Below are 19,637 nucleotides of genomic sequence, written 5' to 3'. Positions count from 1 at the left end.
GATCCGCACTTAATAAACCATGAAGTGGGGCGGGAACCAGCCTGTGCCGATCCCCGCCCAACATCATCCTAGGCCCCGAAGGTCCGCTGCCACCAGCCACGGCGCGGCGAATTGCCGTCGCCATCGGTCGCGTCGGTTTCGGTCGCCTCGGTCGCCGGTTCGGCAGCCGCCGCCGGCTCGTCGGCGGGCGCCTCGACCGTCACCGGCTCGGCCGATGCCGGCGCCGCCTTGGCGCGGCTGCGACGCTTGGGTGCCGGAGCCGGCGCTTCCTCGACCGGGGCGGGCTCGACCGCGATCGGCGCTTCGACGGGGGCTGCCGCGCTGTCCTCGACGACGGCATCGACCGCCTTCTTGCGCGAACGGCGCGGCTTGGCTGCGGGGGCTTCCGCGACCGGCTCGACGAGGGCCACCTCGACCACCGCCGGCTCTTCCGCCGGGGTGTCGATGACGACGTCGACCGTCGGCGCCTCGGCTGCGGCCTTGCGCGCACGCGGGCGACGGCGCCCCTTGGGAGCGGCCTCCTCGGCGACCGGTTCGTCGGCAGCAACCGGCTCGGCTACGCTCGGCACCTCGGCAACGGTCTCGACCGGCGCTTCGGCCTCGGCTTCGACCGGGGTCTCGCCACCGGTCTCGGCTTCGCTGCCTTCACCACCATCGCGACGTCCACCGCGGCGACCGCGACGGCCACGACGACGGCCGCGGCCCTCGCCACGTTCGCCATCGCCCTCGCGGGCCTCGGCCGGCTCCGCCGCTTCGGCAACGTCACCTTCGACAGCGTCGGCGGCGTCATCGTCACCCTCTTCGCCTTCTTCACCGGCTTCGGAGGCTTCGGTGCCTTCGCCCGCCTCGTCACGGCGACCGCCACGACGGCGACGGCGACGGCGACGCTTACCGCGCTCGCCACCTTCCTCACGACCCTCGCGAGGCTCGCGGGGTTCGCGTGCTGCCGGCTCGACGGCCTCTTCCTCCTCGATCTCGTCCTCGGCTTCTTCCTCGAACTCTTCCTCGTCATCGTCGATGTCGATGATGACCGGCGCCGGCAGGCGCGGGGCGTGGGCCGGCGGCGGGCCACCGGCCTCGACCGTCATCCGCGCGCCCTCGAGGGTGCCGTCGGAGATGATCTCGATGAAGACGCCGTAGCGCTCCTCGATCTCCGCCAGTTCGGCGCGCTTGCGGTTGAGCACGTAGAGCGCCGCCTCCTGGCTGGCGCGCAGCAGCAGCCGCGAGCCACGGCCGCGGGCGGCCTCGTCCTCGAGCATGCGCAGCGCCGACAGCCCCGCCGACGAGGCGGTGCGGACCAGGCCGGTGCCTTCGCAATGCGGGCACTGGCGGGTCGATGCCTCGAGCACGCCGGTGCGGATGCGCTGGCGGCTCATCTCGAACAAGCCGAAGCTGGAGATGCGGCCGACCTGGATGCGCGCGCGATCGTTGCGCAGCGACTCCTTCATCGCCTTCTCGACCTTACGGATGTTGGAGTTGTTCTCCATGTCGATGAAGTCGATGACGACCAGGCCCGCCATGTCGCGCAGGCGCAGCTGGCGGGCGATCTCGTGCGCGGCTTCGAGGTTGGTCGCGGTCGCGGTCTGCTCGATATTATGCTCGCGGGTCGACCGGCCCGAGTTGATGTCGATCGACACCAGAGCCTCGGTCGGGTTGATCACCAGATAGCCGCCCGACTTGAGCTGGACGATCGGCTGGTACATCGCCGCAAGCTGATCCTCGACCCCGAAGCGCTGGAACAGCGGCACCGCGTCGGCGTAGATCTGCACCTTCTTGGCGTGGCTCGGCATCAGCAGCTTCATGAAGCTGCGCGCCTGGCGCCAGCCATCCTCGCCCTCGACGATCACCTCGTCGATCTCGCGATTGTAGATGTCGCGGATCGCGCGCTTCACCAGGTCGCTGTCGCCATAGATCAGCGCCGGCGCCGCCGACGACAGCGTGTTCTCGCGGACCTCGTCCCACAGACGGGCGAGATAGTCGAAATCGCGCTTGATCTCGACCTTGGTCCGCTGGAGCCCCGCGGTGCGCACGATGCAGCCCATCGTGCGCGGCAGGGCCAGTTCGGTCATGATCGTCTTCAGCCGCTTGCGATCGGCGGCGTTCGAGATCTTCCGGCTGATGCCGCCGCCATGCGACGTGTTGGGCATCAGCACGCAATAGCGGCCGGCGAGCGACAAATAGGTGGTCAACGCCGCCCCCTTGTTGCCGCGCTCTTCCTTGACGACCTGGACCAGCAGCACCTGGCGGCGGCGGATCACGTCCTGGATCTTGTAGCGGCGGCGCAGGTTCATCCGCTTCTGGCGGAGATTCTCGACCGCATGGTCGTCGCTGGCGCCACCGGTCGATTCCGGACGCGGCAGCGGCTCTTCGCCGTCCTCGCCATGCTCGTGATCATGGTCGTCATGATCATGGTCGTGGCCACGATCGTCGTCGTCATGATCGCCGCCGTCCTCGTCGAGGTCGCCGTCATCGTCGCGGGCGCGCAGCGCCTCTTCTTCGGCGGCATGCTCGGCTTCCTCGCGGAGCAGCGCTTCGCGATCCTCCTTGGGGATCTGATAATAGTCCGGATGGATTTCCGAAAAGGCCAGGAAGCCGTGGCGATTGCCGCCATAGTCGACGAACGCCGCCTGAAGCGACGGCTCGACCCTGGTCACCTTGGCTAGATAGATATTCCCCTTGAGCTGCTTGCGTTCGGCAGACTCAAAGTCAAATTCCTCGATCCGGTTCCCCTTGACGACGGCCACGCGGGTTTCCTCCCGATGGCGCGCGTCGATCAGCATGCGGGTTGTCATTCAATGGTCTCCAGGCGCGCTGGCCTACGGGCAGGAAGCCGTGCCGCGCGCGATATGAAAGCGACGACATCGGGAGCAGCAGCGCGGATCGCGCTGAGCCTCCCTGGGTCGTCGGGGTTGATAGTCGGGTATGCGTGGCCGTCGCGAAGTCACATCCGGCGCGATGCGCCGGATAAGAGGCCCGATCCCAAGCGCCGCCAACTGGCGGACGGCTTTGGCAATCGGGCGAAAAATGACTCATGCGATCGTCAACCTATTGTGCGGGTCCCTGAAATCGGCACCCGCGACAGGCCCGGTTACTTTTTTCGGGCGATGCCTGGCATCTGCCTGTATCCGGATAGGGGGTGCTACCACCCGTGTGACATACAGGCAACAAAAAGCTCGGCGCGACAGCGCTATGGACAAAAGCCGTCAAGCTTTGGTTAACTAAGGCGATGACGCTCGCACCGCGTCCCATCTCGGACAGGCAGGACGAACTTGTACATAGTGAAGAACTGCCCGGCTTCGAGACGATGATGATGTTCAACCGATCGTTGTTGCGGCCGGTCCTGTCGTGGCTGGCGCTGATGTTCGCGCTGCTGGCGGTCGCGTCTCCGGGGCCGCTGTCGGCATCGGCGGGCATATCGGCGATCGACATCGCCACCGACCAGGTGATCCTGCGCTTCGACCGGCCGGTCGCGACCGCATCGGCGTTCGTGCTCAACGGGCCACAACGGATCGCGGTGGACCTGCCCGGCGCGCGGATGGGGCGGATCAGCGCCGCCGGCGGGATGATCGCCTCGACCCGCCACGGCCAATATGATTCGAACACCGCGCGGATCGTGTTCGAGCTGACCGAACCCGCGGTGGTCGCGGGCGCCGAATTCTCGCCCGACCACCAGACGCTGACCCTCACCCTGAAGCCGGTGTCCGAGACGATCTTCGGCAAGACGGTGCGCAGGGGCCGGCAATTGTTCGGTCTCGGTCCCGAAACCAAGGCCGCGCCGCAACCCGGCGGCATCACCGTGCCGCTCGACCCCGCCAGGCCGTTACCGGTGCCGCAGGTGACCGGCGCGCGCGGCACGAAACGGCCACTGGTGGTGATCGACGCCGGCCATGGCGGCCATGATCCGGGATCGCAGTCGCAAAGCGGGCAGCAGAAGGAAAAGGATCTCGCGCTCGCGATGGCCAGGGCGATCCGCGACGAACTCGCGGCATCGGGCCGGGTGCGCGTCGCGCTCACCCGCAGCGACGACCGCTTCCTGGTGCTCGGCGAACGGCGCGAGATCGCCCGGCGGCTCAAGGCCGATCTGTTCATCTCGGTCCATTGCGACAGCGCCCCAAATGCGGCGGCGCGCGGCGCCAGCATCTACACCTTGTCCGACGTCGCGTCGGATCGGGTCGCGGCGCAGCTCGCCGCCAAGGAAAACCGCGCCGACATCTTGAACGGGGTCGATCTGGGCGGCGAGAACAACGACGTGTCGTCGATCCTGATCGACCTCGCCCAGCGCGAGACGATGAACATCTCGTCGCAATTCGCGACCCTGCTCCAGCGCGAAATGTCGCCCGAGGTCCACTTCAAGGACGACGCCCATCGCTTCGCCGGGCTGATCGTGCTCAAGGCGCCCGACGTCCCCTCGGTGCTGCTCGAAACCGGCTATATCTCGAACGACGAGGATCTGAAGCTGCTCCAGTCGCGCGACTATCGCCAGGCGGTCGCGGTCGGGGTGCGCAAGGCGGTCGAGACCCATTTCGCCCGCCGGCTGACCGGCGAATGATGATCGGCGGCGGCGCGGCCCCGGCTTCCAAAGCCTTGCAAAACTGCTAGACGCTCGTCCCGTGGTTTCCTTCCCTGCCCTCCGCAACCCGTTCGCCGGCTATGGCAGCGAGATTCGTCGCCTCTGGGGCTACAGGAGCTGGCGCTGGTCGGGCTATATATTGTGGTCGGCGCTGTTCGGCTGGATCCTGATCTGGTTCCTGTTCGCGCGCGGCCTGCCGTCGGCCGACGCGCTGCTCGCCTATCAGCCGCCGCTGCCGACCAATGTCCGCGGCTATGACGGCGAACCGATCGGCGACTTCGCGCGCGAACGCCGCGTCCAGCTCGCCTTCGACGAATATCCGCCGATGCTGGTCAACGCCTTCATCTCGGCCGAGGACAAGAGCTTCTTCAGCCATCCCGGAGTCGATATCGGCGGCCTCGCCGGCGCGGTGTGGGATTATACGACCAAGCTCGGATCGGGCCGGCGCGCGCGCGGCGGATCGACGATCACCCAGCAGGTCGCCAAGAATCTGATCGTCGGCGACGATTATTCGATCGCGCGCAAGATCCGCGAGGCGATCCTCGCCTTCCGCATCGAAGGCGCGCTGACCAAGCAGCAGATCCTCGAAATCTATCTCAACCAGATCTTCCTCGGCCGCAACGCCTATGGCGTCCAGTCGGCGAGCCGCGCCTATTTCGCCAAGGACGTCGCCGACCTGACCCTGCCCGAGATCGCCTATCTGGCGATCCTGCCGAAGGCGCCGTCGAACTACACGATCGAGCGCCACGCCGATCGCGCGCTCGACCGCCGCAACTATGTGCTGCGCCAGATGGAGGAGAACGGCTTCATCACCGCGGCCCAGCATGCCGCCGCCGCCGCCGCGCCGCTCGGGGTGGTGCCGCGCTACACGTCCAAGCCCAGCGTCACCGGCTACTACATGGAAGAGGTTCGCCGCCAGCTGCTCGACCAATATGGCGAGAATGCCGATGCCGGACCGAACAGCGTCTATGCCGGCGGCCTGTGGGTGCGGACCTCCTATGACGAAAAGGTCCAGGATGCCGCCCAGGGCGCGCTGCGCGACGGGCTGGTGCGCTACGAAGCCGCGCAGGGCTGGCGCGGCCGGATCGCCAAGATCGACGTCCAGGGCGACTGGCAGCGCGACCTCGTCGGCGCCAATGTCGGCGCGGGCTATCCAAACTGGAGGCCCGCGGTGGTGCTGTCGGTCGCCGGATCGGCCGCCGAGCTCGGCTTCGAGGACGGGTCGAAGGGCACCCTCCCCTCCTGGGGCGCGACGATGCCCAAGGCCGGGGTCGGCGGACGCGCCTTCGACTTCCTGCGCGCCGGCGACGTGATCGTCGTGCGCCAGGACGGCGACAGCTGGACGCTCAAGTCGATCCCGAAGATCTCGGGCGGCATGGTCGTCGAAAACCCGCACACCGGCCAGGTGCTGGCGATGCAGGGCGGCTTCGACTATCGCGGCAGCTCGTTCAACCGCGCGACCCAGGCGATGCGCCAGCCGGGATCGACCTTCAAGCCGTTCGTCTACGCCTCGGCGCTCGACAATGGCATGACCCCGGCCTCGATCGTGATCGACGGGCCGTTCTGCGTGTTCCAGTCGGCGCGGCTGGGACAGAAATGCTTCAAGAATTTCTCGGGCGCCAATGCCGGCCAGCAGACGATGCGCTGGGGCGTCGAACAGTCGCGCAACCTGATGACGGTGCGCGTCGCCAGCCAGATCGGCATGGACAAGGTGATCCACACCGCCGACGTGATGGGGATCGGCAAATATCCGCCCTATCTCGCTTATGCGCTGGGCGCCGGCGAGACGACGGTCAGCCGGATCGTCAACGCCTATGCGATGTTCGCCAATCAGGGCCGTGCGTTGACGCCGACGCTGATCGACTATGTCCAGGATCGCAACGGCAAGACGATCTGGCGCGCCGACAAGCGCTCGTGCGAGGGCTGCAACATGGCGGCATGGGACGGTAAGCCGATGCCGCGCCCGCGGCTGCGCCAGAAGCAGGTGATCGACGCGATGACCGCCTATCAGATGCTGCACATCATGGAAGGCGTGGTCGAGCGCGGCACCGCGACCGTGCTGCGCGATCTCGGCCGGCCGCTGTTCGGCAAGACCGGCACCTCGACCGGCCCGACCAATGTCTGGTTCGTCGGCGGATCGGCCGACATGGTCGGCGGGCTCTACATGGGCTATGACACGCCGAAATCGATGGGCGGCTATGCGCAGGGCGGCACGATCGCCGCGCCGATCTTCCGCCAGTTCGCGCAGAAGGCGATGGCCGGCATGCCGGTGGTCCCGTTCCAGGCCCCGGCCGGCATCCGCATGATCCGCATCGACCGCAAGACCGGCCGCCGCGTGTTCGGCGCCTGGCCCGACGGCAGCTATTATTCGCCGATCATCTGGGAAGCCTTCAAGCCCGAGAGCGAACCGCGCCGCACGATCCGCCGCGACGAGATCGCCAAGGCCGCCAAGGCGCCGGTCCGCGCCACCAACGACAGCGAATTCTTGCAAAGTCAGGGCGGCATCTACTAGGGCGGCGGGCAGTGCCGCCCGTATCCCAGCGCAGGCTGGGATCTCGTTCGGCAGGGGCGCCATCCCTATATGAAGCCCTTTCAGCTCCGGCCCCGCGCCGGATCGACGATTTAGAACCGGAGACGAGACCATGCGCGCCGAAGCGCAAGCCCATGTCGATCAGATCAACCAGGCGATGGCGCTCGTGCGCCGCTTCCTCGACTGGGATCGGGCGCTGCGTCGCCTCGACGAGCTCAACAACCGCGTCGAGGACCCCAAGCTGTGGGACGACGCCAAGGCCGCGCAGGAGGTGATGCGCGAACGTCGCCGCCTCGACGAGGCGGTCGCCGCGGTCAAGGCGATCGAGCAGGAGCGCGACGACACCGTCGAGCTGATGGACATGGCCGAGGCCGAAGGCGACGAAGGCATGATCGACGACGGGGTCAAGGGCCTCGCCGCGCTCGCCGAACGCGCCGAGAAGGACAAGATCACCGCGCTGCTCGCCGGCGAAGCCGACGCCAACAACAGCTATATCGAGGTCAATGCCGGCGCCGGCGGCACCGAGAGCCAGGACTGGGCGGGCATGCTCCACCGCATGTATGCGCGCTGGGCCGAACGCCACGGGCTCAAGGTCGAACTGGTCGACTATCATTCGGGCGAGCAGGCCGGGATCAAGTCGGCGACCCTGCTGGTCAAGGGCGAGAACGCCTATGGCTATGCCAAGACCGAAAGCGGGGTCCACCGGCTGGTGCGGATCTCGCCCTATGACAGCGCCGCGCGCCGCCACACCAGCTTCGCCTCGGTCTGGGTCTATCCCGAGGTCGACGACGATATCGACATCGAGGTGCTCGAGAAGGACCTGAAGATCGATACCTATCGCTCGTCGGGCGCGGGCGGCCAGCACGTCAACACCACCGATTCGGCGGTGCGCATCACCCATATTCCGTCGGGCATCATCGTCGCCTGCCAGAACCAGCGGTCGCAGCACAAGAACAAGGCCGAGGCGATGAAGCAGCTCAAGGCGCGCCTGTACGAACAGGAACTCCAGAAGCGCGAGGCCGAGGCGATGGCCGGCTATGCCGCCAAGACCGAGATCGGCTGGGGCCACCAGATCCGCTCCTATGTGCTCCAGCCCTATCAGATGGTGAAGGACCTGCGCACCGGCGTCACCTCGACCGCACCGTCGGACGTGCTCGACGGCGATCTCGACAAGTTCATGGCCGCCGCGCTGTCGCAGCGGGTGACCGGCGAGAAGGTCGACGTCGAAGACGTGGACTAATATGCGATCTCGAAGATGCTGACGCATCCTCGATCGATATGCTCAAGCGCCGCACGGGCTGACACCGGATCCGATGAGGCACGCTCACCGGATCCGGTATAAACGCCGGCCAGCCGGTCAGAGCTCTTCGAGCCGGCGCTGACCGCGGCGCACCCGCATGCTGTGGGTGCCCGCAAGCGCGCTCGATCGCGTGCGGATGTCGCTGGTGAAGTGCCAGGATCCCACCACCTCGGCGGGCGTCACCTCGAGCGAGACATAGCCGCGCTGGCTGGTGTCGGAGAAGACAAGGCCCGGGTTCGCCGCGCGCAATTCGCGCGCGACCTCGGCCGGCGCGATACCGGGGGCATAGGTCTCGAAACCGGGCGAGGTCACGCTGTGTCCGCCAAACTCGACGCCGACACGGTCGGACTTGCCCTGGCCGAAGCCGCCCTCGCCCAGATCATAGCCCCAGGCATTATGGCTGTCGCCGGACAGGACGACCAGATTGGCCTCGGCCGCCAGCGCCGCATCGTAGAGCCGCGCGCGCGCCGCCGGATAGCCGTCCCAGGCGTCCATGTTGAACGGCAGGCCCGCCTGCGACGCGGCGACCGCGGCCATCAGCCGCTTGCGGGCGATCTCGGCGGTCGCCGGCGCCCAGTTCGCCGCCTCGGCGGGGAAACGGCCATTGCCCATCACCACCTGTTGGGCGAGGATCTGCCACCCGGTGCCGGCGCGGGTCGAGGCGGCCAGCCCGTCATGGAGCCATTTCTCCTGGACCATCCCCATCGGGGTCCGGTCCTGTGCGCTCCACGCCCCGTCGCGAAATTCGGCCAGCGCCTTCGCCAGGTCGCCGCGACCGGCCAGCGCATCGCCGACGCTCAGCTGCTTCATCCGCGCCGACGCGCGGGTTTCGGGCCGGAACAGCGTCGCCAGCGTGCCGATCTGGTAACTGCTGTAGGTCTCGTCGGAGACCGGCATCCACTCGCGATAGACGCGCTCGGCGATCGCCTTGCGCACCGACCAGTCGCCTTCGGTTTCCGGCTGGTGATTCTCGGCGCCGTCCTTCCAGGCATCGTTGGCCAGTTCATGATCGTCCCACTGCGCGATCATCGGAAAGGCGGCATGCAGCCGCTGCAGGTCGGCATCGAGCCGATAGGCCGCGTAGCGCAGGCGATAGTCGGCGAGCGTCACGATCTCGTGGCTCGGCTGGATCAGCCGGCCGGGCAGCGCATCCTTCAGCGTCGGATAGGTGCCGATCGGATATTCGTAGATATAGTCGCCGCAATGGACGATCAGGTCGAGATCGTCGCGGGTCGCCGCATGGGCATAGGCGTTGAACCAGCCATAAGGCAGGTTCGAACAGGAAAAGAGGCCGATGCCGAACCGGGCGACATCGCCCTGCGGCAAGGTCCGCGTGCGACCCACCGGGCTGATCGCGCCGTCGGGCGCGACGAAGCGGTAATAATAGACGCGGCCCGCCTCCAGCCCCTTCACGACCAGCTTGGCGGTGTGGTCGGCATCGCCCCGGGCGACGACGTCGCCGCCGCCCGCGACCTTCCTGAACGCGCGGTCGGTGGCGACTTCGCAGCGCAGCTTGCTGTCGCCTGCCGCGACATAACGGGTCCACAGCAGCACCGAGCTTGCCGATGGCTCGCCGCTGGCGATGCCATGGGTGAAACCCTTGCCCGCGAGGATCTGCGCGGCGCCGGGGATCGCCAGCGCCCCCAGCCCCAGCATCCCAGCCTTGATCAGCAGACGGCGATCGATGGCGATACCCATCAGAAGCGGCCGGTCAACTGGAGGCCGTAGAAGCGCGGCTCGGCCGGGATATAGGTCGGAATGCCGAAGCCACCGCCGGTATTGCCCGCGTCGAGCAGGTAGTTGCGGTTGGTCAGGTTGCGCGCAAAGGCCGCAACCTCGATCCGGTCGTCGGAGAAGCTCATCCCCGCGCGCAGATTGACCAGCGTCACCGCCTTCTGGCTGATCAGCGGGTTGTTCGGCAGTTCGAAATAGATGCGGCTGCGATAGGTGACGCTCGGCGTCGCGAACAGGCGGATATCCTCCGACAGCGGCATGTCGATGGTGAAGCCGGCCGCGCCCTGGAACTCGGGCTGCAGGCGGAAGCGGTTGCCGGCGAACCGGCCATTGGCCGCCTTGTCGTCGATCCCGCCGTCGATATAGCCGATATTGCCGAACAGGTTGAGCCAGCGGGTCGGCTGCAGCGCGACCTCGGCCTCGACGCCGAGATTGCTCGCCGAACCGGCGCTGACGGTCTGGGCGACGCCGTTCGACTGGACGACGCTCACCTGGAAATTGTCGTATTTCTGATAATAGACGCCGAGCGACCCCGACAATATGCCGAAGCTGCCCTTCAGGCCGCCCTCGTAATTCCAGACATTCTCCTCGGCGACATTGTTGATGCGCGGCACGACCACGCCATTGGTGCGGACCGCGTCGAGGCTGACCGTCGGCGAGCGCCGCCCCTTCGACACGGTGACGAACCCGTTCACCTTCGGCGAGAAATGGTAGAGGATGTTGAAGCGCGGCAGGAAGGCTTGGAAGCTGTCCTCGGTGCTGAACACCCGTCCGCCGGTGTCGACCTGGCCCGGGACCAGCGGCGCACCGGTCAGCACCGAATTGGGCACCTTCGTCACATAGCCCGAACGGCGTTTTTCGATGAGCGCGCGGATACCCGCGGTCACCTCGACCGCCGGAACCGGGATCCAGGTGCCGTCGGCGAACATCGAGTAGCTGTCGCTCTTCCCGCGATTTTCGAACATCGACTGGTAGGGGATGACCGTCGCGGCGCCCCGCGTCAGGATCGCGGTGGCGCCCGCGGCGGTCACCGTGCCGTTGGGCGCGATGCAGGCGAGGCCGGGAACGACCCGGGCCGCGCATTGCAGATAGGTCCCCTCCTCGGTCGAGAAGGGCACGCGCTGATAATTTTTCTCGCGGAACAGATTGCCGCCGAACGATCCGCGGAAATGCTCGCTGTCGTAGGAGAAACGGGTTTCGTGGCTGGCCTGCCAGCCGACCGCCTTCTCCGCGAACTCGAGATACCAGGCCGCCGATCCGTCGGCGTCGAACACCTCGTTGCTGTCGAAATCGCGATAGCCGTTGACCATCGCCAGCGTCCAACCGTCGGCGATCTCCCAGCTGAGCGTCAGATTGGCGTCGTAGACGTCGCGGTGGAGGCCAAGCTTGTCGCCGCCCAGCACCGATCCCGACAGCGGCGAGCCGCTCAGATTCGCCGCGCCGAACGGGTTGCCGGGCCCCTGCGACGTCGGCAGCGCCAGCGAGATGAACGGCGTGCCCGAATTGCGCTGACGGTCATAGGTCAGGATCAGGTCGGCGGTAAACGCCTCGCTGGGCGTCAGCCGCAGCGATCCGCGAATCCCCAGCTGGTCCTGCGCGTAGAGATCGTCCTGCGTCGTCGACAGATTCTCGACATAGCCGTCGCGCTTCTTCCAGGCGAAGGCGATCCGGCCCGCGACCTTGTCCGACCCGGCGTTGATATGGCCGGCCAGGACGGTGGCGTCGTAATTGCCGTAGCTGGCCGATATTTCGCCCGACAGGCCGGGCTTGGGCCGGGCGGAGATGATGCTGATCGCGCCGACCGCCGACGCGGTGCCGAACAGGGTCGCCTGCGGGCCCTTGATCACCTCGATGCGCTCGACGTCGTAGATGTCCTGATAGGATCCGCGCGAGCGCGATATGTCGATGCCGTTATAATAGAGGGTGACGCGCGCCGCCTGCTGGGCCGATCCGCTGTCCGAGGTGATCCCGCGGATGACGATGCCGGGATTGTTGGCGCTCTGTTCCTGAATGTTGAGCCCGGGGATATAGTTGGAGAGCTCGTCGAGATCGGAAACGCCCAGGTCGCGCATCCGCTTGGCGCTTGCGGTCGAGATGGTGATCGGCACGTCGATCGCGCGTTGTTCGATCTTCTGGGCGGTGACGAGGATTTCCTCGTCGTTGCTCTCGACCGGCGTCTCCGCGTCGGCGGGTGCCATCGCCGGCTGGGCCCATGCCGGCGATATCGAACATCCGGCGAGCAGGAGAGCGAAAAGGCTGATGCGACGTGTCATGCGTTATCCCCGATGTGTTCGGGCGCTGCTGCAGGACGCGCGTGAATCAGCCGAGTCTAATGCATGACTCAATCATGAAAGTTCAGATTTTTCAGTGTCATATCTTCAGAATCACCGGCCCGGATCGGATATCGGCGCCATGTTTTGCGGCTACGACTCCTCGCTGTCCGCAGCCGGTTTGCACGGCACGATCGCCTTCTCCTTGCGCACCACCTTGGTCGTCTCGAACTCCTTGGCGGTCAGCGTGCCCGACTTGTCGGCGTCGGCGCCGGCGAATTTGGTGGTTGCCTTGACCGCCCATTCATCGAAGTCGAGCTTGCCGTCGCCGTTGACGTCGAGCTTGGCATAGGCCTTGCGCCGCGCCGCGAGATATTCGTCCGAGGTGACCGTGCCGTCGCGGTCCTTGTCGTAGCGGTTGAAGCGCTTCTCCTCGCGGGTCGCCTCGGTCGCCGCCGGCGGGGCCGAAACCGGGTCCTCGGCGGCATGCGCCGGCGCTGGTCCGATCGCGAGCTTCGGCCTGTCGCCGACGCCCTGCCAGATCAGCATGCCGCCCACGCCGAGCAGCAGCGCCGCGACCCCGCCCGCCAGATATCGCCACATAGATGCCCCTCCCCGATGGTTGATCGGCGGCCATCCTATGATGTGCGATCGATTCGGCCAGAAGGGATCGGTCCGTTATCGATCTTGTCGCTACCGCCCGGTCAGCCCGTAGAGCATCGCCCGCAACACCCGCCCCGGCGCCCCCTGGCGCCGGACGTCGCCGACCGGCATCGCCGCGTCGCGTCGCGCCAGCAGCGCCAGCAGGCCCAGTGGTCGCAGCGTGGTAGGCCAGCGGGCGAGATCGACAGCGCGCAGTCGCGCAGCAGCTTCTCCTCGGGCAAAACCGCGCGCACGCGGGTCGCGCAGTCGGTGGCCCAGATCGGCGAGCGCCCAGCCCTCGCCGGCGGCGTCGATCCCGTCGGTCCGGCCGCCGAGCAGCGTCGCGCAAGCCGCGAACAGCCGGCCACCACGGGCACGCGCGTGCAGCAGGATCGCTTCGTCGCCGGGCTCCTCGTCATCGAGCAGCGCCGCCCAGCCTTCTTCGATCCCCGCCAGCGTCGCGCCATCGACCCCGCGCGCCAGCACCTCGCGCGCCAGCGCCCCCAGCAGCGGTTCGGCGGGGGCCTCGGTGCGGTCGAGCGCCTCGAGCGCGTCGCGCCACCACAGCAGCCGCATCGCCCCGATCGCCGGCTCGCGCGCGGCGGCGACGATCGCCCCCATCCGCTCGTCGAGCAGCCACATCAGCGCGAGTGCGTCCCGGACGGCCGCGGGCGCATAAGCGAGCGCCAGCCGGCGCTCGGGGTCGACGAGGTCGTCGGCGGTCAGTGGGAGCGCCGCTGGTCCAGATGGCGCCGCAGCACGTCGATCAGCGCGGCGCGCGTGAACGGCTTCTGGAGCAGCTCGAATTCGCTGCCGAAGCCCGCGACCAGTTCGGCGCTGAAACCGCTGGTCAGCACCACCGGCAGATCGGGACAGTCGCGCGCCAGCCGCTTGGCGAGACCGACCCCGCTGATCCCCGGCATCACGACGTCGCTGAACACCAAGTCGAACGGTTCGGGGGCATCGTCGATGCGCTGGAGCGCCTCTTCGCCGCTTTCGGCCCAGGTCACCTCGAACCCCAGATCCTCGAGCATCATCTCGGTGATCTCGGCGATGCGGACATTATCCTCGACATAGAGCAGCCGCCCCTCGAAGCCGTCGGCATCGACCCCCTGCCGCTGCGCGCCCGGCCGCGCCGCGGGCCGGACGACGTCCGAGGCGAAGGTCAGCGTCCCGCATTCGCGCAGCACCGCCAACAGGGTCGAACGATCGAGCAACATGATGTCGCCATCTTGCACAAAAGGCCGATTCCGCATGCTGCGCCCTTCCCTGGTGCAGGACTGGGTGATTCTCTTGGATGATTTCCGAGCCGATACAATCATCGGCCGACTCGGAAGTCACGGAAAATCAACAAAAAGCGATGCCGGCCCGTCCGCAGGCGGATGGGGCCGGCATCAGATCGGCAAGCCTATCAGAAATGTCAGGTCGCGAACCCCCGCAATATCGCAGGGGCCGCTGCAGCAAAAGGCGTCAGCCCTTGTAGCAGACCGACTTCGCCGCCTCGATGACCTGATCGACATTGAGCAGCGCCAGCTTTTCGAGATTGGCCGCATAAGGCATCGGCACATCCTCGTTGGTCACGCGACGGACCGGGGCGTCGAGATCGTCGAAGCCTTCCTCCATCACGATCGAGATGATCTCCGACGCGATCGAGCAGACCGGCCAGCCTTCCTCGATCACGACCATGCGGTTGGTCTTGGCAAGGCTCTTGAGCACGGTCGCCTTGTCGAGCGGACGCAGCGTGCGCAGGTCGATCACCTCGGCGTCGATGCCTTCGGCTTCGAGCTTCTTCGCCGCCTCGAGCGCGACGCCGACCCCGATCGAATAGCTCACCAGGGTGACGTCGGCGCCTTCCCGGACGATCCGCGCCTTGCCGATCGGCAGGACATAATCGTCGAGCTTGGGCACGTCGAAGCTCTGCCCGTAGAGCAGTTCGTTCTCGAGGAAGACGACCGGGTCGGGGCAGCGGATCGCCGCCTTCAGCAGGCCCTTGGCGTCGGCCGCCGAATAAGGCGCGATCACGATCAGGCCGGGGACGCTGGCATACCAGGGCGCGTAATTCTGGCTATGCTGCGCACCGACGCGCGCCGCGGCGCCGTTCGGGCCGCGGAACACCACCGGGCAGCGCATCTGGCCGCCCGACATATAGTTGGTCTTCGCCGCCGAATTGATGATGTGGTCGATCGCCTGCATCGCGAAGTTGAAGGTCATGAACTCGACGATCGGCTTGAGCCCGCCCATCGCCGCGCCCGTGCCGATGCCGGCAAAGCCATATTCGGTGATCGGGGTGTCGATCACGCGCTTGTCGCCGAATTCGTCGAGCAGCCCCTGGGTGACCTTGTAGGCCCCCTGATATTGCGCGACTTCCTCGCCCATCACGAACACGTCGCCGTCGGCGCGCATCTCCTCGGCCATCGCGTCGCGCAGCGCCTCGCGCACCGTGGTCTTCACCAGTTCGGTGCCCTCGGGCATCTCCGGCGCGTCGACGGTGTCAGCGACATTGGCGACCAACGCGCGGGCGGCGGTCTCCATCTTGTGCGGGGTGGCCGATTCGGGCGCGGGGGCCGCGGCCGCCTCGGGTTCGGCGGCGGGCTTCTCCTCGGCCTTCGCGGCGACCTCGGGCTCCTGCCTGGGTGCAGGCGCCTTGGCGGCCGACGCGTCTTCGCCTTCCTCGGCGATCAGCGCGATCACCGCGCCGACCTTCACATTGGCGGCGCCTTCAGGAACCACGATCTGGGCGATGGTGCCCTCGTCGACCGCCTCGAATTCCATCGTCGCCTTGTCGGTTTCGATCTCGGCGAGGATATCGCCCGATTTGACGACATCGCCTTCCTTGACGAGCCATTTGGCAAGGGTGCCTTCCTCCATCGTCGGGGAAAGCGCCGGCATCTTCAGTTCAACGGGCATGTCAATATTGTCCCACAAGCACGTCGGTGTAGAGGTCGGAGGCGTCCGGCTCGGGCGACTCCTCGGCGAAGGCGGCGGCATCGGCGACGATCGCGCGGATGTCCTTCTCCAGCGCCTTGAGATCCTCTTCCTTGACCCCGACGGCCTCGAGCTCGCGCTTGAGATGGTCGATCGGATCGGACTTGTCGCGCACCGACTGGACCTCGTCGCGCGACCGGTACTTGGCCGGATCGGACATCGAATGGCCGCGATAGCGATAGGTCTTGAGCTCGAGCAGGATCGGCCCCTTGCCGCCCCGCACCCATTCAACCGCGCGCTCGGCCGCGCCGCGGACCGCGAGCACGTCCATGCCGTCGACCTGGATGCCCGGGATGCGGAAGCTTTCGCCCCGGCGATATAGCTGATCCTCGGCCGACGAGCGATTGACGCTGGTGCCCATTGCGTATTGATTGTTCTCGATCACGAAGATGATCGGAAGCTTCCACAGCTCGGCCATGTTGAAGCTTTCATAGACCTGGCCCTGGTTCGAGGCCCCGTCGCCGAAATAGGCCATGGCGACGCCGCCATCGCCCGAATATTTATGCTTGAAGGCCAGGCCGGTGCCGAGGCTGACCTGCGCCCCGACGATGCCATGGCCGCCGTAGAAACGGTGCTCGACCGAGAACATGTGCATCGATCCGCCCTTGCCGCGGCTGATGCCTTCGGCGCGGCCGGTCAGTTCGGCCATGATCAGCTTCGGGTCGATGCCATAAGCGAGCATATGGCCATGGTCGCGGTAACCGGTGATCACCGAGTCCTGGCCGACCTCGAGCGCCGACTGCAGCCCGACCGCGACCGCTTCCTGGCCGATGTAGAGATGGCAGAAACCGCCGATCAGGCCGAGGCCGTAAAGCTGGCCCGCTTTCTCCTCGAACCGACGGATGAGCAGCATCTGCCGGTAGAATTCGAGCATCTCCTCCTTCGAGGCCTGGTAACGCTCGGGCTCGGCCGGACGTTCGCGATTCGGAATGGCGGGGCCGGCAGCGGGTGCTGCGGCCGCAGCCTTGGCGGGGGCTTTGCGCGGCGCGCTTTTCGACGCTGCGCGCGGCTGTGCGGATCTTGCCAAAGCGGGTGGCTCCTCTGGGGGAACAATGGGGAGCGCCCGTTATAGGCGCCGCCCTTCGCGCTTCGCAACAAACTTGCGCAAGAATCAGTCGCGCGGGAGGATAACCTCGTCGGGACGAACCTGTCCGGTTGTTTTCCGGACGATCTCGTCACCATAATCGGCATCGACATGATTGGGGTCGAGCAGTTGCGCGCGATGGCGCAGCGTATCGCGATACGCCTGCGCGGCTTTCAACGCCTCGCTCTTCGCCTTGAGCTGCTGCTTGTAGCCGCCCAGCGCGAGGATGCCGTTCTGGCCCAGGATCGCCGAACTGGCGAAATAACCGATGATCAGGATCGCGACCGCCGGCACCGCGGCGGAACGCGCCATCTGGAAGAGGGGGAGGCGTGCCATCCCGACAGCAGAATCACTAAATGACTCGCGTAGCAAGCCTTTTTGCGACGCGCCGAGGCACGATTCGCCAAAGGGATCGGGAAAGATCCTCCCCATCGCAGATGGGGAGGGGGACCAGCGAAGCTGGTGGAGGGGTTTTCCGACAGTCGAACCTTGGCACCGGTGGAGAGGTTTACCCTTCCACCGGCTGCGCCGGTCCCCCTCCCCGCGCTACGCCCAGGGAGGATCTATGTCAGCGCAGCGCCTTGAGCGCCTGGCGGCCGGCATAATAAGCGACCGGTCCGAGCTGCTCCTCGATCCGGATCAGCTGGTTATATTTGGCGAGCCGGTCCGACCGCGCGAGCGAGCCGGTCTTGATCTGGCCGCAGTTGGTCGCGACCGCGAGATCGGCGATCGTCGAATCCTCGGTCTCGCCCGAACGGTGCGACATCACCGCGGTATAGCCCGCGCGCTGCGCCATCGTCACCGCTTCGAGCGTCTCGCTGAGCGTGCCGATCTGGTTGACCTTGACGAGCAGCGAGTTGGCGAGCCCGTCCTTGATGCCCTGCGCCAGCCGCTTCGGGTTGGTGACGAACAGATCGTCGCCGACCAGCTGGACCTTGCCGCCGATCTGGTCGGTCAGGATCTTCCAGCCTTCGAAATCATCCTCGCCCATGCCGTCCTCGATCGACACGATCGGATAGCGCGCGCACAGATCGGCAAGATAGGCGGCCATTTCGGCGGGCGAGCGCTTCACGCCCTCGCCTTCGAAATCATAGACGCCGTTCTTGAAGAATTCGGTCGCGGCGCAATCGAGCGCGAGCACCACATCCTCGCCGGGCTTGTAGCCGGCCTTCTCGATCGACTGCATGATGAAGTCGAGCGCGTCGGGGGCGCTGGCGAGGTTCGGGGCGAAGCCGCCCTCGTCGCCGACCGCGGTGGCGAGGCCCTTGTCGTGGAGCGCCTTCTTGAGCGTGTGGAAGATCTCCGAACCGCAGCGGATCGCCTCGACGATCGAATCCGCGCCGACCGGCATGATCATGAATTCCTGGAAGTCGATCGGGTTGTCGGCATGCATGCCGCCGTTGATGATGTTCATCATCGGCACCGGCAGCGTCTGCGCCTGGACCCCGCCGACATAGCGGTAGAGCGGCAGGCCGCGCGCATCGGCCGCGGCCTTGGCCACCGCCAGGCTGGCGCCGAGGATCGCATTGGCGCCGAGCCGGGCCTTGTTCGGGGTGCCGTCGAGTTCGATCATGCGGCCGTCGATCTCGCTCTGGTCCTCGGCATCGAGGCCGACGATCGCTTCGGCGATCTCGCCGTTGACCGCCTCGACCGCGAGGCCGACGCCCTTGCCCAGCCAGCGGCTCTTGTCGTTGTCGCGCTTCTCGACCGCCTCATAGGCGCCGGTCGACGCGCCCGACGGGACTGCGGCGCGGCCGAGGCTGCCGTCCTCCAGCAGGACGTCGACCTCGACGGTGGGATTGCCGCGGCTGTCGATGATCTGGCGGGCATGGACCTCGATGATGGCAGTCATTTCGGATGCGGACCTTTCTGGTGGACGATCGGATGAGCGGGCTCTATCCGCGACCGCCGGGATAGGCAATTATGATGTCGTTACGGGGCTGGAAAAGGAACGGTCCTCGCCCCACTTGGTTGTTGACGTGAAATTGGCTTCCAGCACGGAGACGAACGACATGGCGCTCGATACCCCCGACAATCAGGGCAGCGGCGATAGCGGCGCAAAGAGCTCGGCCTTCGACGGTGTCTTCGACAGCCTCAAATCGGCAACCGCGGGCTTCAGCGAGCAGGCCGGCGCCAAGGCGCGCGAATATACCGGTCAGGGCAAGGACCGCACCGTCGACGCGCTCGACAATGTCGCGTCGCTGGTGAGCGATGCTGCCGCGCAGATCGACGAGAAGCTCGGCGAGCAATATGGCGGCTATGTCCGCCAGGCTGCCGAGGCGGTCTCGGGCTTCGCCGATACGCTGCGCGAGAAGGATGCCGACGATATCTTCGACGCCGGTCGCGATGCGATCCGGTCAAGCCCGGCGATCGCGATCGCCGCCGCCGCCGCGGTCGGCTTCGTCGTCGCGCGGGTGGTCAAGGCCGGCTTCGACGCCGCCACCGCACCGGCGGCGGCCGCCGCCGAGAAGGCTCCTGCGGACAAGGGCTCCGACAGCACCGATCCCGCGCCCACGGCCTGA

The 19,637-nt window shown here is 66.8% G+C and carries 14 protein-coding genes; 4 read left to right on the top strand and 10 right to left on the bottom strand.

Features of this window, described 5'->3' with window-relative positions; translation table 11 throughout:
- Nucleotides 1-68: 68 nt before the first annotated feature.
- The gene (locus AC1RM6_RS23070) at nt 69-2,792 is read right to left on the bottom strand and encodes an Rne/Rng family ribonuclease (RefSeq protein ID WP_493105563.1); all 2,724 of its coding nucleotides are present in this window, start codon (nt 2,790-2,792) and stop codon (nt 69-71) included.
- A gap of 518 nt (nt 2,793-3,310) precedes the next feature.
- Between AC1RM6_RS23070 and AC1RM6_RS23065 the strand changes: the two genes are divergently transcribed.
- The 3 genes from AC1RM6_RS23065 (at nt 3,311) to prfB (ending at nt 8,340) form a co-directional block, all read left to right on the top strand.
- A complete protein-coding gene (locus AC1RM6_RS23065) occupies nt 3,311-4,549 on the top strand; it encodes an N-acetylmuramoyl-L-alanine amidase (protein ID WP_493105561.1) in 1,239 nt (412 codons plus the stop codon).
- Nucleotides 4,550-4,610: 61 nt separating this feature from the next.
- Entirely contained in the window at nt 4,611-7,082 is a 2,472-nt protein-coding gene (locus AC1RM6_RS23060; protein ID WP_493105559.1) for a penicillin-binding protein 1A, read from the top strand.
- Nucleotides 7,083-7,212: 130 nt separating this feature from the next.
- Nucleotides 7,213-8,340 carry a peptide chain release factor 2 gene (gene prfB / locus AC1RM6_RS23055; protein WP_493105557.1) on the top strand — a complete coding sequence of 376 codons (1,128 nt, stop codon included), beginning with the start codon at nt 7,213-7,215 and terminating at the stop codon, nt 8,338-8,340.
- A gap of 117 nt (nt 8,341-8,457) precedes the next feature.
- Here prfB and AC1RM6_RS23050 read toward each other — a convergent pair whose 3' ends face one another.
- The 9 genes from AC1RM6_RS23050 to eno form a co-directional block, all read right to left on the bottom strand.
- Nucleotides 8,458-10,098: an alkaline phosphatase D family protein gene (locus AC1RM6_RS23050; protein WP_493105555.1), complete on the bottom strand. Its 1,641-nt coding sequence runs from the start codon at nt 10,096-10,098 to the stop codon at nt 8,458-8,460.
- Nucleotides 10,098-12,407 (bottom strand): TonB-dependent receptor, encoded by a 2,310-nt coding sequence (locus tag AC1RM6_RS23045; RefSeq protein WP_493105553.1) that lies wholly within the window; start codon nt 12,405-12,407, stop codon nt 10,098-10,100. The genes AC1RM6_RS23050 and AC1RM6_RS23045 overlap by 1 nt, the downstream gene beginning before the upstream one ends.
- 150 nt (nt 12,408-12,557) lie before the next feature.
- Nucleotides 12,558-13,007, bottom strand: a complete 450-nt coding sequence (locus AC1RM6_RS23040) for an EF-hand domain-containing protein (RefSeq protein ID WP_493105552.1) — start codon at nt 13,005-13,007, stop codon at nt 12,558-12,560.
- A gap of 90 nt (nt 13,008-13,097) precedes the next feature.
- Nucleotides 13,098-13,772 (bottom strand): squalene/phytoene synthase family protein, encoded by a 675-nt coding sequence (locus tag AC1RM6_RS23035; protein WP_493105777.1) that lies wholly within the window; start codon nt 13,770-13,772, stop codon nt 13,098-13,100.
- Nucleotides 13,769-14,266: a response regulator gene (locus AC1RM6_RS23030; protein ID WP_493105550.1), complete on the bottom strand. Its 498-nt coding sequence runs from the start codon at nt 14,264-14,266 to the stop codon at nt 13,769-13,771. The genes AC1RM6_RS23035 and AC1RM6_RS23030 overlap by 4 nt, the downstream gene beginning before the upstream one ends.
- 250 nt (nt 14,267-14,516) lie before the next feature.
- Entirely contained in the window at nt 14,517-15,953 is a 1,437-nt protein-coding gene (locus AC1RM6_RS23025; protein WP_493105548.1) for a pyruvate dehydrogenase complex E1 component subunit beta, read from the bottom strand.
- Between the two features lies 1 nt (nt 15,954).
- Nucleotides 15,955-16,962 carry a pyruvate dehydrogenase (acetyl-transferring) E1 component subunit alpha gene (gene pdhA, locus AC1RM6_RS23020; protein ID WP_493105775.1) on the bottom strand — a complete coding sequence of 336 codons (1,008 nt, stop codon included), beginning with the start codon at nt 16,960-16,962 and terminating at the stop codon, nt 15,955-15,957.
- Between the two features lie 180 nt (nt 16,963-17,142).
- Nucleotides 17,143-17,451 carry an FtsB family cell division protein gene (locus AC1RM6_RS23015; protein ID WP_493105546.1) on the bottom strand — a complete coding sequence of 103 codons (309 nt, stop codon included), beginning with the start codon at nt 17,449-17,451 and terminating at the stop codon, nt 17,143-17,145.
- 232 nt (nt 17,452-17,683) lie between these two features.
- Nucleotides 17,684-18,967, bottom strand: coding sequence for a phosphopyruvate hydratase (gene eno, locus AC1RM6_RS23010; RefSeq protein WP_493105544.1), 1,284 nt, complete (start codon nt 18,965-18,967; stop codon nt 17,684-17,686).
- Nucleotides 18,968-19,127: 160 nt separating this feature from the next.
- Here eno and AC1RM6_RS23005 point away from each other — a divergent pair, with 160 nt between their 5' ends.
- Nucleotides 19,128-19,637, top strand: a complete 510-nt coding sequence (locus tag AC1RM6_RS23005; protein WP_493105542.1) for a hypothetical protein — start codon at nt 19,128-19,130, stop codon at nt 19,635-19,637.

The sequence above is a fragment of the Rhizorhabdus sp. GW822-FHT03C02 genome (assembly GCF_058801765.1).
The sequence above is the reverse complement of the archived record's forward strand: the minus strand, read 5'-3'. Positions and strand labels throughout refer to the sequence as shown.